The organism is Shewanella sp. KCT, from assembly GCF_007636505.1.
In the GTDB taxonomy this organism is placed as follows: Bacteria; Pseudomonadota; Gammaproteobacteria; order Enterobacterales; family Shewanellaceae; genus Shewanella; species Shewanella halotolerans.
Map to the genome: position 1 here is coordinate 1 of NZ_LVDJ01000013.1, position 14,033 is coordinate 14,033.

Here is a 14,033-nt window from a genome sequence, read left to right on the forward strand (position 1 = left end):
TGGTCACCATCACCATTACCGGCACCAATGACAGCCCGGTCATCACCAATGACAGCAGCGCCCTCAGTGGTACCGTGGTGGAAGCGGGTAACCTGGATGATGGCACCGCAGTGGCCGGCACGCCATCCGTCAGTGGCCAGTTGAGCGCCACCGATGTCGACAGCGGCGATCACCAAACCTGGAGCGTGGTCGGCGTACCGGACAGCACCTATGGCAGTTTCACGTTAGATGCCAATGGTAAGTGGACTTATACTTTAGACAACAGCAAGGCCGCCACTCAGGCCCTGGCGGAAGGTCAGAGCGAAGAACTCACCTTCACCGTGCGCGTCACCGATGACTTTGGTGCCTATGTGGATCAAGTGGTCACCGTCACCATTACCGGCACCAACGATATACCAACCCTGGTACCCGATACTGGCAGTGTAACCGAAGACACCAATGTCAGCCTCGATGGCAACCTCACCACCTCTGGCACGCTTGAAGCGGGTACCGGTGGCGATGCCGGTGAAGATAAGTTTACCGCCAGTACCCAAACCGGTCAGTACGGTACCCTAACCCTGGATGCCGACGGCAAGTGGGTCTATACCGCCGACAACAGCCAAAGTGCGATCCAAAATCTAAATAGCGGTGAGTCCTTAACGGAAGAATTTAAAGTCTATAATGCTGACGGTGTTACGTGGACAACAGTAACTATTACTATCCATGGAACTGATGAAATCTCTGGTGGCAGCAACGTTGACCTTACAGTCGATGACGCCAACACACTTGGCTCTGCAACCGACACCGACAGTTCAGGGCTGAGCTTCACCGCGGGTGTATACGATGTCACCAGTTTTGCCTTTACTAATATTGGCGATATCAATGTTAGCGGCCTTGATGCAAACATTAGCTGGAGCCTAGATAGCTCGGGTAACCTGATCGGCAAAATCGATGGCACACCGGTATTACAGCTAAGCCTATCGGGTAGTAACATCAGCGCGGGCGCCACCGGTTCGGTAACTGTTTCAGTAACCCTGCTGGATAACTTGCCCCACGGCGCTAACGTCGATGACATTGTCATCAATGGCATCACTGTAGAAGCGACTGATACAAGTAATGCAACTGCCATGGGTTCTGTATCCGTGAAGGTTATCGATGATGGCGTGACACTTGATGCGAAAGACCTTGCCGGTGATAACGCCGCTGGTATCTATAATGGTGTGATAAATGTAGACGGCGCAGATCAAGGCTTTAGCGCCGATCTCTCAGGCAACATTTCAGGGGCAGGCACCTTCTCTGACTCAGGCATTACTGCCGGTGGTTTGACCGTGTTCTACTATGTCGATCCGGCCAATCCAGGCATACTCATTGCCTACTCGGATACCAGTGGTACACCTTCGGCTTACGATTCAGGCAACGGTGCACAATCGGTGATATTTACCCTATCTATCGATCCGAATAGCGATAGCTACCAGCTAGATCTTAAGCATGCCATCGATGAACTCAGCACTGTTACCGTTGCCAATATGAGTGGCGGTAAAGGTGGTAATACACCTGCGGTTTATGTCACCTACGACGGCACTAATTACATCATCGACAACGATATCAATGATGTTGATCCTAGCAATGCCATGGTGTTCACGCTCACTTCAACATCCGGCAACATTTCCAGCACGGTAAACGGTAACACTAACGGTTTCGGTGTCGCGAATGCCTTTGTCAATCAAGGTGAGGCGATGATCATTGACTACGCCAATGATGTAGCCTCGGCTTCGATTAGCTTCAGCGAAGCTGACTATATTCATTTCAAGGCCTATGATGCCAATGGCAACCTACTTGGCGAAGGCGACATCGCCAGCGGACAAACTATTAGCAACCTTGGTGAAATCAGCTATATCGAGATTTCTACCAGTGCGCAAGGTGGACATGCCAACTTCCAGTTTACCGGTACGTCGGCTGAGAATATCGTCAGCTCGACCGTGGATGTTGATCTCGACTTTGTGGTCGATGTGACCGACAGCGACGGCGACACCTCAACAGGTTCTATCCATGTCGATTTGGATGCACCAGGCAGCACGACGACGGCTCCAACGGCGCTGTCCTCGAATGCTGTATCTATGCTGAGCGAAGCCGATCTTTACAAAGATGGCGCCGAGTCAGACGTACAGACACTGCGCTTCAAGTCTGGCAGTGAGTCGATTACGGCATTCCAGTTTGGCGATACGGACAACATTCATATTTCTGGCGTCAATGCGAAGATTAGCTGGTCATTTAACGATGATGGACAGCTCATAGGTACCTTTATGGGTAAAGAGGCTATCCGTCTCACCTTGAATGGTGATCGTATCGAAAGTGGTGCAGAAGGAAACGTAAGCGTTACCGCTGAGATTCTCGACACCTTCCCGCACAATGTCAGCACCGAGGACTTAACAATCAGCGGTATTGAGATCATAGCGGTTGATGCAAATGGCAAGACGGCAACAAGCACCTACTCAGTTACCGTCCAAGACGATGCACCTGAGATAGCAGACAGCCAAACTGTTAATGTGGATGGAAGCAATATACCTGATACATTGGTTGGCGAATTTAACTTGGGCGGTGGTCACGGAAGCAACAATGCTCTCGACTTCAATGGTTTTACCATCACGGCCAGAGGATTTAGCTCTGCAACTGACTCTACACTCACTGCAGCCAAAGTTTATAGCTCTAGCACTGGTATAGGTGTTCAGAGCGGCGATGCTCCTTATCACAACCTAAGCGGTGAGGTGGACTTCCGTAAGTTCGCAGACGGCTCAGAAGCCTCTGAAGAGATCGTTGTCACCCTAGATCCGGGCAAACTTGCATACGGCGTCAATATTGAGTTCGCCAATATGTTCGGCGGAGAATTAGAAGTCGGCGTGGTGGAGTTCTACAGAGACGGTCAACTGATTGCTACTCAAACGTTCAGCTCAGATGCTAGCAATGGTGACTACGCTAAGGTATTTGAGGTGTTAGAAGGCGGTTTCGACCAAATGGTCATCAAAGCAACCGATAACGGCTTTGGTGCTAGTCATGGCGATAACAGCGACTTTACCATCAAAGCCATTGAGTTCTTAGGCAATGACGATATCGCAATCGGTTACGCGACCGGCACTGCCAATGTCGACTGGGGCGCCGATGGACGAGGCTCGCTTGTCTTCGCGGGTACCGATGAGCAAGGTCTATACACTGCTGACGGTCAAAGTATTACGACCTCTCTCTCTGGTAATACTCTACTAGGGCAAACCGAAGCCGGCGAGCTGGTCTTTAAGGTTGAGTTTACCCCTAGCACAGGCCAGTGGGAGTTCTATCAGTACAAGGCGATTGAACCCACCAACGATGGTCAACTGGATTTCAATATCACTGCGACCGACACTGATGGCGATATAGCCCAAGGTCATTTTGCCGTTAATCCTCAGTCAGTTGTACGTGACTACCAATACAGCAGTGGAACCGACGGCGACAACAGATTATCAGGCTCTGATGATCACGATGTCATCGTCAGCGATACTTCTGGTCTGGAGATCGTACAAGGCGAAAACTATAACATCGCATTTGTGCTGGATTCATCTGGCAGCATGGGCCAACCCACCGTAGATACTGCGAAGAGTCAGCTGTTAGATGTGTTCAGAACACTTCAAGCTGCGGCCGCGGGCAAACACGCGGGCACAGTTAATGTTGCAGTGATCGATTTCGACGGTTCTGCCGTTACCAGTCTTTCGGTCAATATCATGGATCTAGACATCAATGCTCTGGCCAATGGCGACAACAACGCTTGGAATGCCATATTAAGTGGTGGAAATACCAACTATTATGAAGCATTTACCGAAGCTAAAAATTGGTTCAATTCTAGCGAAGTCACCAGCAATACGGGTCACAATATCACCTACTTCATTACCGATGGAGAGTATAATACTGGTAATAACCCGCAATCAGCCTTCAACTTACTCAATAACGTGTCTGAAGTTGAAGCGATTGGCCTCAAAGACAGCGTAAATGAGTCAGATCTAACCCGTTACGACAGCGATGGAAACGTTAGAGCTAAGATCAGCGTGGATAACCTAGCTAGTGTGATTTTAGGTTCAGAGACTCTGCTTTCTCAGGGCGATGACCATACCAGCGGTGGGCTAGGAAACGATATTATTTTCGGTGACCTTGCACAATTCAATGGTATTGATGGGCAGGGCTTCAGCGCACTGCAAAAGCTGGTTGCCAATGAGACGAACCTAAATGCTGCCGATATCACTGTGAGTGATATCCACAGCTTTATCACTAACCACCCTGAGATGTTCGATACTGCTCACTTCAATGACGGCGACGACATCCTCAATGGCAACCAAGGGGACGATATCCTCTTCGGTCAAGGCGGTGATGATGAGCTTCATGGCGGTAGCGGCGATGATATGCTGCTTGGCGGTCACGGCAGCGACATGCTGATCGGCGGCGCCGGCGAAGATATCCTCATCGGCGGCCTGGGCGATGACACTCTAACCGGTGGCACTGGTAAGGCCGATGGCGAAGCCGATACCTTCGTTTGGCAGCAAGGTGATACGGGGACCGACCACATTACCGATTTCGATATCAACCAGGACAAACTGGATCTGAGCGATCTGCTCCAGGGAGAGAATGGCGGTAACTTGGAAGACTATCTGCACTTCACCGTTGATAATGGTTCAACCACCATCGAAATCGATGCCAATAACGATGGTCATGTGGATCAGACGATCGTCCTCGACGGTGTCGACCTGAGCCATCTGGGCACAACCGATGGTCAAATCATCAACGGTTTATTGGGCTCAGAGGGTAACGGTGCATTAATCGTAGATAATGCCAACGTGAACCAGGCGGCTTCGAGCTTTGCCGTACCGACAACCCAAGACGATGATGGTCAGATCCAGCATCTAGTACCTTAATCAAGGTCAGTAACAAATGACACCAACTAGCTTCGGCTAATTGGTGTCATTTTTACTTTGGTGATGTTTTGGTATTACTTCTATAATTGTTCTACGATAATTTTATAATAAAATCTTAAGGATAAGCTTCTAAGGTGCAAGCTACAGCGTCTCCAAAAACTGAACAATGGACAGTTTCAGCCTCCCAAAGAGTGACTGTCGATCCCTTGTTAGACAGTTTAGTGTTATTGACAGAGTACTTCGGCAGCCCCTGCTCCAGCGAGTCATTAGCCGCTGGCCTCCCGCTGTCAGGGAGCATTCTGACACCAGAACTTGTGCCTCAGGCTGCCAGTCGAGCCGGCTTGGCAGCCAAGCTCACCCGTAAGGGCCTGGATCAGATCTCCCCTATTCTCCTGCCTTGTATCTTACTCCTCAAAGATAAGAATGCTTGTCTATTAAGAGAGATCGACATAGACAAAGACAGAGCCGTCATTCAGCTACCTGAAACCGGTGGTGAAGAAGAGCTCAGCATAGAGGCGCTCGAGGCCATGTATGTCGGCTATCTGTTCCTCGTGAAGCAGCAATACCGTGGCGACATGGGCTTAGATCTGCATCTACACGACAGTCGCACCCACTGGCTTATTCAGACCCTGAAAGATTCGGCGCCTATCTACCGCGACGCCCTAATCGCCTCAGTACTGGTTAACCTTTTCGCCCTGGTATCGCCGCTGTTTATCATGAACGTGTATGACAAGGTGGTGCCTAACCTCGCCTTCGAGTCCCTTTGGGTGCTCGCCATTGGCGCAGGTATCGCCTACATCTTCGATCTAGTCATGCGGCAACTCAGGGCCTACCTGATCGACGTCGCCGGCAAGAAGGTCGATATCATAGTGTCATCGCGGCTTTTCGCTAAGGCTATCGGCATACCGCTAGAGAAGCGTTCCCCCAGCATAGGCGGCATGGCGCGGCAACTGGGCGAGTTCGACAGCATACGCGAGATCTTAACCTCGGCGACCATCACCACCCTGGTCGATCTGCCGTTCGCACTGTTTTTCATGCTGATCATCTATATCGTCGCCGGCGATCTGGCCATCATTCCTGTGATCGGCGGCTGTATCATTATCGGCTATACCCTATTGATGCAGCCCCGGCTCAAGGCGGCTATCGAAGAGAGCAACAAGTTCTCCAGCCTGAAACACGGCCATCTTATCGAGTCCCTTGCCTCCATCGAGTCGATAAAATCCAGTGGCGCCGAAGGCTTAGTGCAGAAAAGCTGGCAGCAGATGATAGGTCATACCGCCAACTGGCAATTGAAGGTGAAGAAGATCTCTACCTCGGTCACCAACGTGGCCAATTTCACCGTGCAGCTTTCTGTGGTCTGCGTAGTGATCTTAGGGGTCTATCGTGTCGCCGATAACGATATCTCCATGGGTGGCATTATCGCCGCGGTTATCCTATCGAGCCGGGCCATCTCGCCCATGGCGCAGTTGGCAGGCCTGATGACCCGAGGCAACCATACCGCCAGCGCCCTAAGGCAGCTGGATCAGATCATGACCCAAGAGGATGAGTTTGAAAATAAAGGCCATCTGATCAGCAAGCATCGCCTTAAAGGGCAGATCAACGCCGACCACGTCAGCTTTAATTATCCAGGCTCCGAGCGCCCCGTGCTACATCCCATGTCGCTGTCTATTGCACCGGGTGAGCGCATCGCCATCATAGGTCGCAACGGTTCGGGCAAGAGTACCCTGGCTAAGCTATTGGTAGGCCTATATCAACCGACCAAGGGTAGCCTACGCTATGACGGATTGGATTCGGCGCAGATCCACCCGACGGATCTGCGTAGAAACTTCGGTTACCTGCCCCAGGACATCACACTATTCCACGGCACGATTCGCGACAATATATTGTTCGGTACCCGCCAGGTCACTGAGCATCAGCTGATCCGTGCGGTGCAGCTCTCTGGCGTCAACCAGTTTACCGATATCGAGACCGAAGGTTTAGATCAACAGGTCGGCGAGGGTGGACAATCCCTCTCCCGCGGTCAACGCCAAACCATCGCGCTGGCGCGGGCCACCTTGAATGACCCACCGGTACTCCTGATGGATGAGCCGACCGCCAGCCTGGATGCGCGCGCCGAGAAGCAATTCATCCGCGCCATGAGAAATGTCTCTAAGGAGCGAACCCTGCTGCTGATCACCCATAAGATGCACCTGCTCAATTTGGTGGACCGCATCCTGGTATTAGATCGTGGCCATCTGGTGGCAGACGGTCCGAAAGATCAGGTGCTCAACCAGCTCGCCAAGGGGCTGCTGTCGGGAGGGCCGAAGAGTGAGTAAGCACTTAACCACCCAAGAACTAGAGATGGTCGATGACGTCTATGGCGCCATGATGACAGATGCGCCCACCAGTCACAGGCTGATCATCTGGGCCCTGACCGCCCTCGCCTTCAGCTTCCTGGTATGGGCCTATTTTGCCGAGCTCGACCGGGTGACCACGGGCACAGGCAAGGTGATCCCTTCGTCTCAAGTGCAGGTGATTCAGAGTCTGGATGGCGGCATCATGAAAGAGCTGTATGTTCGTGAGGGCATGACGGTCACCAAGGGCCAGCCTCTGGTACGCATAGATGACACCCGCTTCCGCTCAGACTTCGCCCAGCAGGAGCAAGAGGTCTATAGCCTGCAAGCCAATGTTATTCGTCTGCGCGCCGAACTCAACAGCATCACCATCTCAGACGTCGCCGCCGACTGGCGCGAGCAGGTGAAAATTGCCAAACAGCCGCTACAGTTCCCACCTGAGCTGATCGAAAGCGAACACGACTTAGTCCAGCGTCAGCGCGACGAGTACTCGGGCAGACTGGATAATCTGAGCAACCAACTTGAGATCCTAGCGCGGCAGATCCAGCAGAAGCAACAGGAAACCGAAGAGCTGGCCTCAAAGATCAACACCCTGACGACCAGCTTCCAGCTGGTGACCCGGGAGCTGGAGCTAACCCGCCCGCTTGCCGACAAAGGGATTGTGCCCGAGGTTGAGCTGCTTAAGCTTGAACGTAACGTCAACGACATTCGTGGTGAGCTAAGCTCACTCAGGCTACTCAGGCCGAAGGTTAAGGCATCACAGGATGAGGCCATCCTGAAGCGTCGCGAAGCCGTATTCGTCTACGCCGCCGAGGTCCGTACCCAGCTCAATGAGATGCAGACACGTCTGTCGCGCGTCAACGAGGCCCAGGTGGGCGCGCGCGATAAGGTCAGCAAGGCAGAGATAGTATCACCGGTAAATGGCACCATTAAGACAATTCATATCAATACCTTAGGTGGTGTTGTACAACCTGGCATCGACATCATAGAGATAGTGCCATCGGAAGATCAACTACTTATCGAAACCAAGATCATTCCGAAAGATATCGCATTTTTACATCCTGGCTTACCCGCCGTTGTTAAAGTTACCGCCTACGATTTCACGCGTTACGGTGGCCTCAATGGCGTTGTGGAGCACATCAGTGCCGATACAACACAGGACGAAGAGGGAAACAGTTTCTATCTTGTAAGGGTTAGAACTGAACTATCAAGTTTGACGAAAGACGACGGCACCCAGATGCCCATCATACCTGGCATGTTAACCACGGTAGATGTCATCACTGGGCAAAGATCCGTTCTGGAGTACATACTTAATCCAATTTTGAGAGCAAGAGACACTGCTCTGCGTGAGCGTTAAGTTCACAACAATAACCAGGGGGGTTAACCAAATGAGTAAGCAAACCATGCATCAACTAAAGCGCAGTGCCATGGCACTCGCTATTAGTGCGATGTTGATCCCGGGCGCAGCCTCTAGCCAAACGCTAGAACAGGCTGTGGCCCATACGCTGGATACCAATCCAGATATTCGCATCGCATTTAATCGCTTCAAGGCGCGTGAAGAGCAGGTCAATCAGGCAATCGCCGGTTACATGCCTACTGTTGATATCAGTGGTGGCTATGGCTGGGAACAGACAAATAGTCCATCTACCCGACGCCGTGCAGGCCAGGGCGATGTTGACAAGGATGGCGTTATCGAATTGATGCGTGGTGAAGTCGGATTTAGCATCAAGCAGATGCTATTCGACGGTTTCTACACCTCGAGCGAAGTGGATCGCTTCAGCTTCGAAGCCAGTGCCGACCAATGGGCCCTGTTTGCCGCGGCCGAAGATATCGCGCTGGATGTAGCCAAAGTCTACGTCAACTATATCCGCAGTGAGCAAGTACTGACTTTGGCAGAGAAAAACCTGCAGAGTCACAAAGACATCTATGATCAGATTAAGCAGCGTACCGATTCAGGCTTGGGTTCAATCGCCGACCTGTCTCAGATCACTGGTCGTCTGGCACGCGCCAACGCCAACGTGATCGCGGCGAAGAATAACTTCTTCGATGCCAAGGCGCAGTTTGTCCGTATCGTCGAGAAGGAGCCGGAAAACCTGATCGTTCCCGTACCCGATGACGATATGCTGCCAACCAACCTCACCGATGGCCTCAAGGTTGCTCAGGAAAACCATCCTATTCTGAAATCGGCCGCGAGTGATATCTCGGCAGCAGAGAACGAGCGTTCATCTGCCCAATCCAACTACTATCCTAAGCTGTCACTAGAGCTGGGTGGTAACTGGAACGATAACCTTGACGGTGAAGATGGCTACTCTGCCTTCGCCTCACAAAATGTCGGCGGTCATAACAATGATCTTATCGCCATGGTACGGGTGAAGTACAACCTGTTCGCCGGTGGTAAAGATTTAGCCCGCGAGAAGGAAGCGGCCTACAAGATTGGCGAGGCGAAAGAGATTCGCCAACGCGCCTACCGTCAGGTCGTTGAAGGGGTCAACCTGGCCTGGAACGCCTACGAGATGCTAGAGCCGCAGAAACTGTATATTCGCGATCACGTCATCGCCGCCAAGGATACTCAAGTCGCCTATAGCCAACAGTTCAACCTGGGCCAGCGCACCTTATTGGATTTGCTGGATACCGAAAACGAGCTGTTTGAAGCGCGTAAGGATTACCTCGATGCCGAATACGACGAGATCATCTCCGAATATCGCATCCTTAACGCTACGGGTAGACTACTGGAATCGCTTCGTGTGACTCGCCCAGAGGTTTGGAAGGGTGAGCGCGAATACGAAGGGGGAGTAAAATAATGAAAGCCTTACTGATTATTCTAAGCGTCGCCTTACTGGGCGGCTGCGCTTCGCGCGACATAGTAACCATGGATACCCCAACCAATCAGGTATTCGATCTTAACGACAAAGATAAAGATGGTGTCATCGTCGCCCGTGAACGCTGTAACGACACAGTGCTAGGTGCCACCATAGACAACTATGGCTGTGGTAAGATTAAGCCTATCAATGAGCGTCAAGAACTTAAGATATTGTTTGCCAACGATTCTTACTACATAGATCCTCAGTACTATGATCAGGTAGAAGTGGTTGCGACTTTCATGAGACAGTACCCAAACACTAAAGTGACCATCGAAGGTCACTGTAGTAAGACGGGTAGCTATGAGCACAACCTAACCCTGTCGCAAAACCGCGCCGACGCCGTGACCTCGCTGTTGTCTGAGCGATTTGGTATCGCCAGCGATCGTCTGACGGCCATAGGCTACAGCTACGACAGACCGGTAGATCCAACTCATACCAAGATGGCACACACACGTAACCGCCGCGTGATCGCAGAGGTAACGGGTGAAGATACCAAGGCCGATATGAAGTGGCATATCTACACAGTTGATGAACAAGTAAAATAAAAAAATAGTCGGAGAAGATGAAAGCCAAAATTGGCAGGCAAAAACGCTTTCAGAGGGTCTGCCAACTTTGCGTTGTGGCAACGGCCTTGGGGTTTTCTTGCCTATACGCTTCTCCGACGCAAACACTCGACGCCAACTACATTAAGTCCACCCTAGAAGCCCGCTACGGTGAACGCGCAGGTATGCGCGTCACCGCCTGGTTTAAGGTGCTGGATGAATCGCAGGGCCTGAGTGAACAAGAGAAGATCACCAAGGTAAATAACTTTTTCAATCTGTTTAGGTTTGTCGACGACATCAAGTTGTGGGGTGTCAGTAACTACTGGGCCACACCAATGGAGTTTATCGGGGTAAATGGTGGCGATTGCGAAGATTTCTCCATCGCCAAATATTTCACCCTGCTACAGCTGGGGGTGCCCGATGACAAGCTGCGGATCACTATGGTTAAGGCCACTTCGGTCAATCAGTACCACATGGTGTTGGCCTACTATGAGACGCCCGGCTCCATCCCCTTGGTATTGGATAACCTGGACAGACAGATTAAACCAGCCACCCAGAGACAAGATCTGATCCCCGTATACAGCTTTAACGGTCGTCAGTTGTGGCTAAACAAAGAGAAAGGTCGCGGTGTGCTGGCAGGCTCATCCCAACGCCTTGAAAAATGGAATGATCTCAAAAATAGATTAGGTGTTGAGCGACTCAAAATGCCTAAGTTAAGATTGGAGTAGCGAAAACAATGACACTGTTTCGACAGATATACTCACTGCTTTTTGGCCTGTTCTTGGTCGTTGTCATCAGCCTGGCTTATGTCCAATTTACCGAGACACAAAGCTTTCTGACCAAGCAGATGGAGTCCGATCTCAATAACACCAGCCACAGCTTGGGGATCATGCTGGTTCCCGATCTGGAAGCGGGTGACATTGTCGGCGCCGAGACGCTGATCAACGTCATCTTCGAAGGCGGCTATTACCAACAGGTGAAGCTCACCTGGCTGGTCGACGGCAAACAACAGGTGTGGGAAAACGACGTTAAGATCGAGGGTGTTCCCCAATGGTTTATCGACCTGGGATTCTTCGAAACCATTAAACGCGAAAGCACTATTACCTCGGGTTGGATCCAGTTAGCCAACCTGGAGATCACCGCCCACCCAGGCTTTGGTTACAACGAGCTATGGCGCACCCTAACCAACGCCATCATAGTTATCTCCATCCTGTTTTTACTCGCCATCATGCTGGCGCGCTTCGGCCTGACCTGGATCCTGAGGCCACTGCATGAGATCGCCGAGCACGCGGCCGAGATCGCCCAGCGCAAGTTTGGCCCTGACATGGCGATCCCTAAGACCTCAGAGCTCAAGTCTGTGGTCGAGGCCTTTAACAGCATGTCTCATCAGCTCAAGCAGATCTTCAGCTCACTGGACGAAGAGGTGACCGAGCTGCGTAAGAAGAACCTGGTAGATCAGGTCTCTAAGCTGCCAAACAGACAATATATGATGGGCCGCCTCAACAGCTGGTTAAGCGAACCCAACAATGGCTCGCTAATGATGGCCAAGTTCGACTGGCTAGAAGAGGTACACAGCAAGTATGGTTATCAGGTACGTGATGAGACCATACGCCTGTTGTCCGAAAAGATGCAGGAGCAACTGGACGAGATAGCTCCGTCCGTCATCGCCCGTATCGCCGCCTATGAATTTGCCTTCCTGATCACCAGCGCCGAACAGGAGCAGAGCAGCAAGTACCTGCACACCCTGATCAGAACCGTGAACCAGGAGATCTCTAAGGCAGGCTGCAAGCCTAACGAGCAGTTTGCCATAGGTATCGCCCAGCGCACCGACAACATGACGGTATCGGACATCCTGGCACAGACTGATAATGCATTGCAGAAAGCAATAGCCGAAAACAAGGTGTTCCACTGGTTCGAGAGCAACGAGAAGCAGCTCTATACCCGTGAGCAGTGGCGAGAACATTTGAGCGCCGCCATCAGCAGCAAGCAGTTCCAGTTCAAATGGCAGCCTGTCTACCACACCAATAAGGATGAGGTGGTGCAGCGTGAGCTCTATTGTCAACTCACCATAGGCGATAAAGAGATCCACGCGGGCCAGTTCATGCCCTATGTGGAACTGCTCTCACTGGGCTCTATGCTGGACAGATGCCTGATCGAGACCATAGTGGATAATGGCCTGCTGGAACGTAACTACGAGCCTATCGCCATCAATCTGACCTTCAACAGTCTGAGCGATACGACCTTCCATCAGTGGCTCAACAAGTTCCTGCGCAATACGCCGCTCGCCCAGCGAATCGTGTTCGACATCCCTGAAGCCGGCGTCTATAGCGATCCCGATGCCTGCCAGGCACTGTGCAACATCATTCGCGACAATGGCGCTCACTTCGGTATCGACCACTTCGGTCGTCAGTTTGGCTCTATGTCTTACCTGCAAAATCTAAGACCTAGCTACGTCAAGCTGGATCAGTCCTTCGCCTACTATGACGAGAACGAGCACAACAGCGAGCTGTGCCGCGCCCTGGTGAACGTCGCCAGAGGCCTGGATATCCAGATCATCGTCACCGGCATTCAGGAGCAGCCGCAACTGGCGCGCTTCGAGCCTCTCAAGGCCAACGCCTACATGGGTTATCTCTACCCACCCACCCGCGTCGAGCTATAAACGACAAAGCTGCCCACTTGGGCAGCTTTTTTTTACCTTGATAGCGCGTTTTATTCGGTGAAGACAAACGCTAAGAAATAACAGACGGGCAAAGAAAAAGCCCCTCGATGACTCGAGGGGCTTCTCTAGGATTGGTCGGTGATAGAGGATTCGAACCTCTGACCCTCTGGTCCCAAACCAGATGCGCTACCGGACTGCGCTAATCACCGAAAATCTTTTTTATCAGTCAGCGATGCTTGATGTATCACTCACTCGGAAACTGGTCGGTGATAGAGGATTCGAACCTCTGACCCTCTGGTCCCAAACCAGATGCGCTACCGGACTGCGCTAATCACCGAAACAAGGGATATTTTACGAGGTGCCGCCTCGCTTCACTATATCAAGGAAAAGAATGACTCGTGAAGTCTATTGCAAGAAGAAGTGGGGTGACTGATGGGACTTGAACCCACGACAACCGGAATCACAATCCGGGGCTCTACCAACTGAGCTACAATCACCACTGATATTGACTTCTTAACGCTAACTTGACCCTCATCCAACTGGTGCACCCAGAAGGATTCGAACCCTCGGCCTCACCCTCCGGAGGGGTGCGCTCTATCCAGCTGAGCTATGGGTGCCTGCCTTGTTAGCGCCGCATATAGTATGGATTATTTTACTGCGCGTCTATAGCAAACACGTATTTTTTTACGCGTTTGCTCAAGTTTTAGCATATTTAAGGTGATATTAAG

At 51.6% G+C, this 14,033-nt stretch carries 7 protein-coding genes and 4 tRNA genes; 7 read left to right on the forward strand and 4 right to left on the reverse strand.

The window, feature by feature from the left end; translation table 11 throughout:
* The first annotated feature begins 14 nt into the window (after positions 1 to 14).
* The 7 genes from AYI87_RS16630 (at position 15) to AYI87_RS16660 (ending at position 13,305) form a co-directional block, all read left to right on the forward strand.
* Positions 15 to 4,910 carry a VCBS domain-containing protein gene (locus AYI87_RS16630; RefSeq protein WP_260865167.1) on the forward strand — a complete coding sequence of 1,632 codons (4,896 nt, stop codon included), beginning with the start codon at positions 15 to 17 and terminating at the stop codon, positions 4,908 to 4,910.
* Positions 4,911 to 5,044: 134 nt separating this feature from the next.
* The gene (locus AYI87_RS16635; protein ID WP_144203831.1) at positions 5,045 to 7,225 is read left to right on the forward strand and encodes a type I secretion system permease/ATPase; all 2,181 of its coding nucleotides are present in this window, start codon (positions 5,045 to 5,047) and stop codon (positions 7,223 to 7,225) included.
* The gene (locus AYI87_RS16640) at positions 7,218 to 8,600 is read left to right on the forward strand and encodes an HlyD family type I secretion periplasmic adaptor subunit (RefSeq protein ID WP_144203832.1); all 1,383 of its coding nucleotides are present in this window, start codon (positions 7,218 to 7,220) and stop codon (positions 8,598 to 8,600) included. The genes AYI87_RS16635 and AYI87_RS16640 overlap by 8 nt, the downstream gene beginning before the upstream one ends.
* A gap of 31 nt (positions 8,601 to 8,631) precedes the next feature.
* On the forward strand, positions 8,632 to 10,044 hold the full coding sequence (locus AYI87_RS16645) for a TolC family outer membrane protein (protein WP_144203833.1): 1,413 nt from the start codon (positions 8,632 to 8,634) through the stop codon (positions 10,042 to 10,044).
* Complete coding sequence (locus AYI87_RS16650; protein ID WP_144203834.1) at positions 10,044 to 10,649, forward strand: OmpA family protein; 606 nt, start codon at positions 10,044 to 10,046, stop codon at positions 10,647 to 10,649. Before AYI87_RS16645 ends, AYI87_RS16650 begins: the two co-directional genes overlap by 1 nt.
* A 17-nt stretch (positions 10,650 to 10,666) precedes the next feature.
* Entirely contained in the window at positions 10,667 to 11,374 is a 708-nt protein-coding gene (locus AYI87_RS16655; RefSeq protein WP_144203835.1) for a transglutaminase-like cysteine peptidase, read from the forward strand.
* A gap of 8 nt (positions 11,375 to 11,382) precedes the next feature.
* Positions 11,383 to 13,305 (forward strand): EAL domain-containing protein, encoded by a 1,923-nt coding sequence (locus AYI87_RS16660; protein WP_144203836.1) that lies wholly within the window; start codon positions 11,383 to 11,385, stop codon positions 13,303 to 13,305.
* A gap of 132 nt (positions 13,306 to 13,437) precedes the next feature.
* On the opposite strand, the gene AYI87_RS16665 is transcribed toward AYI87_RS16660, so the two are convergent.
* From AYI87_RS16665 to AYI87_RS16680, 4 genes are all read right to left on the reverse strand, one after another.
* Positions 13,438 to 13,514: transfer RNA gene (locus AYI87_RS16665), tRNA-Pro, on the reverse strand.
* Positions 13,515 to 13,565: 51 nt separating this feature from the next.
* A tRNA-Pro gene (locus AYI87_RS16670) sits at positions 13,566 to 13,642 on the reverse strand.
* Between the two features lie 84 nt (positions 13,643 to 13,726).
* Positions 13,727 to 13,802: transfer RNA gene (locus tag AYI87_RS16675), tRNA-His, on the reverse strand.
* Positions 13,803 to 13,845: 43 nt separating this feature from the next.
* Positions 13,846 to 13,922, reverse strand: a tRNA-Arg gene (locus AYI87_RS16680).
* Positions 13,923 to 14,033: the final 111 nt, after the last annotated feature.

Excerpts from the sequence above, each read along its gene's own strand:
- AYI87_RS16645 (WP_144203833.1), top strand. The coding sequence starts at position 8,632 with ATGAGTAAGCAAACCATGCATCAACTAAAGCGCAGTGCCATGGCACTC.
- AYI87_RS16660 (WP_144203836.1), top strand. The coding sequence starts at position 11,383 with ATGACACTGTTTCGACAGATATACTCACTGCTTTTTGGCCTGTTCTTG.
- AYI87_RS16655 (WP_144203835.1), top strand. The coding sequence starts at position 10,667 with ATGAAAGCCAAAATTGGCAGGCAAAAACGCTTTCAGAGGGTCTGCCAA.
- AYI87_RS16650 (WP_144203834.1), top strand. The coding sequence starts at position 10,044 with ATGAAAGCCTTACTGATTATTCTAAGCGTCGCCTTACTGGGCGGCTGC.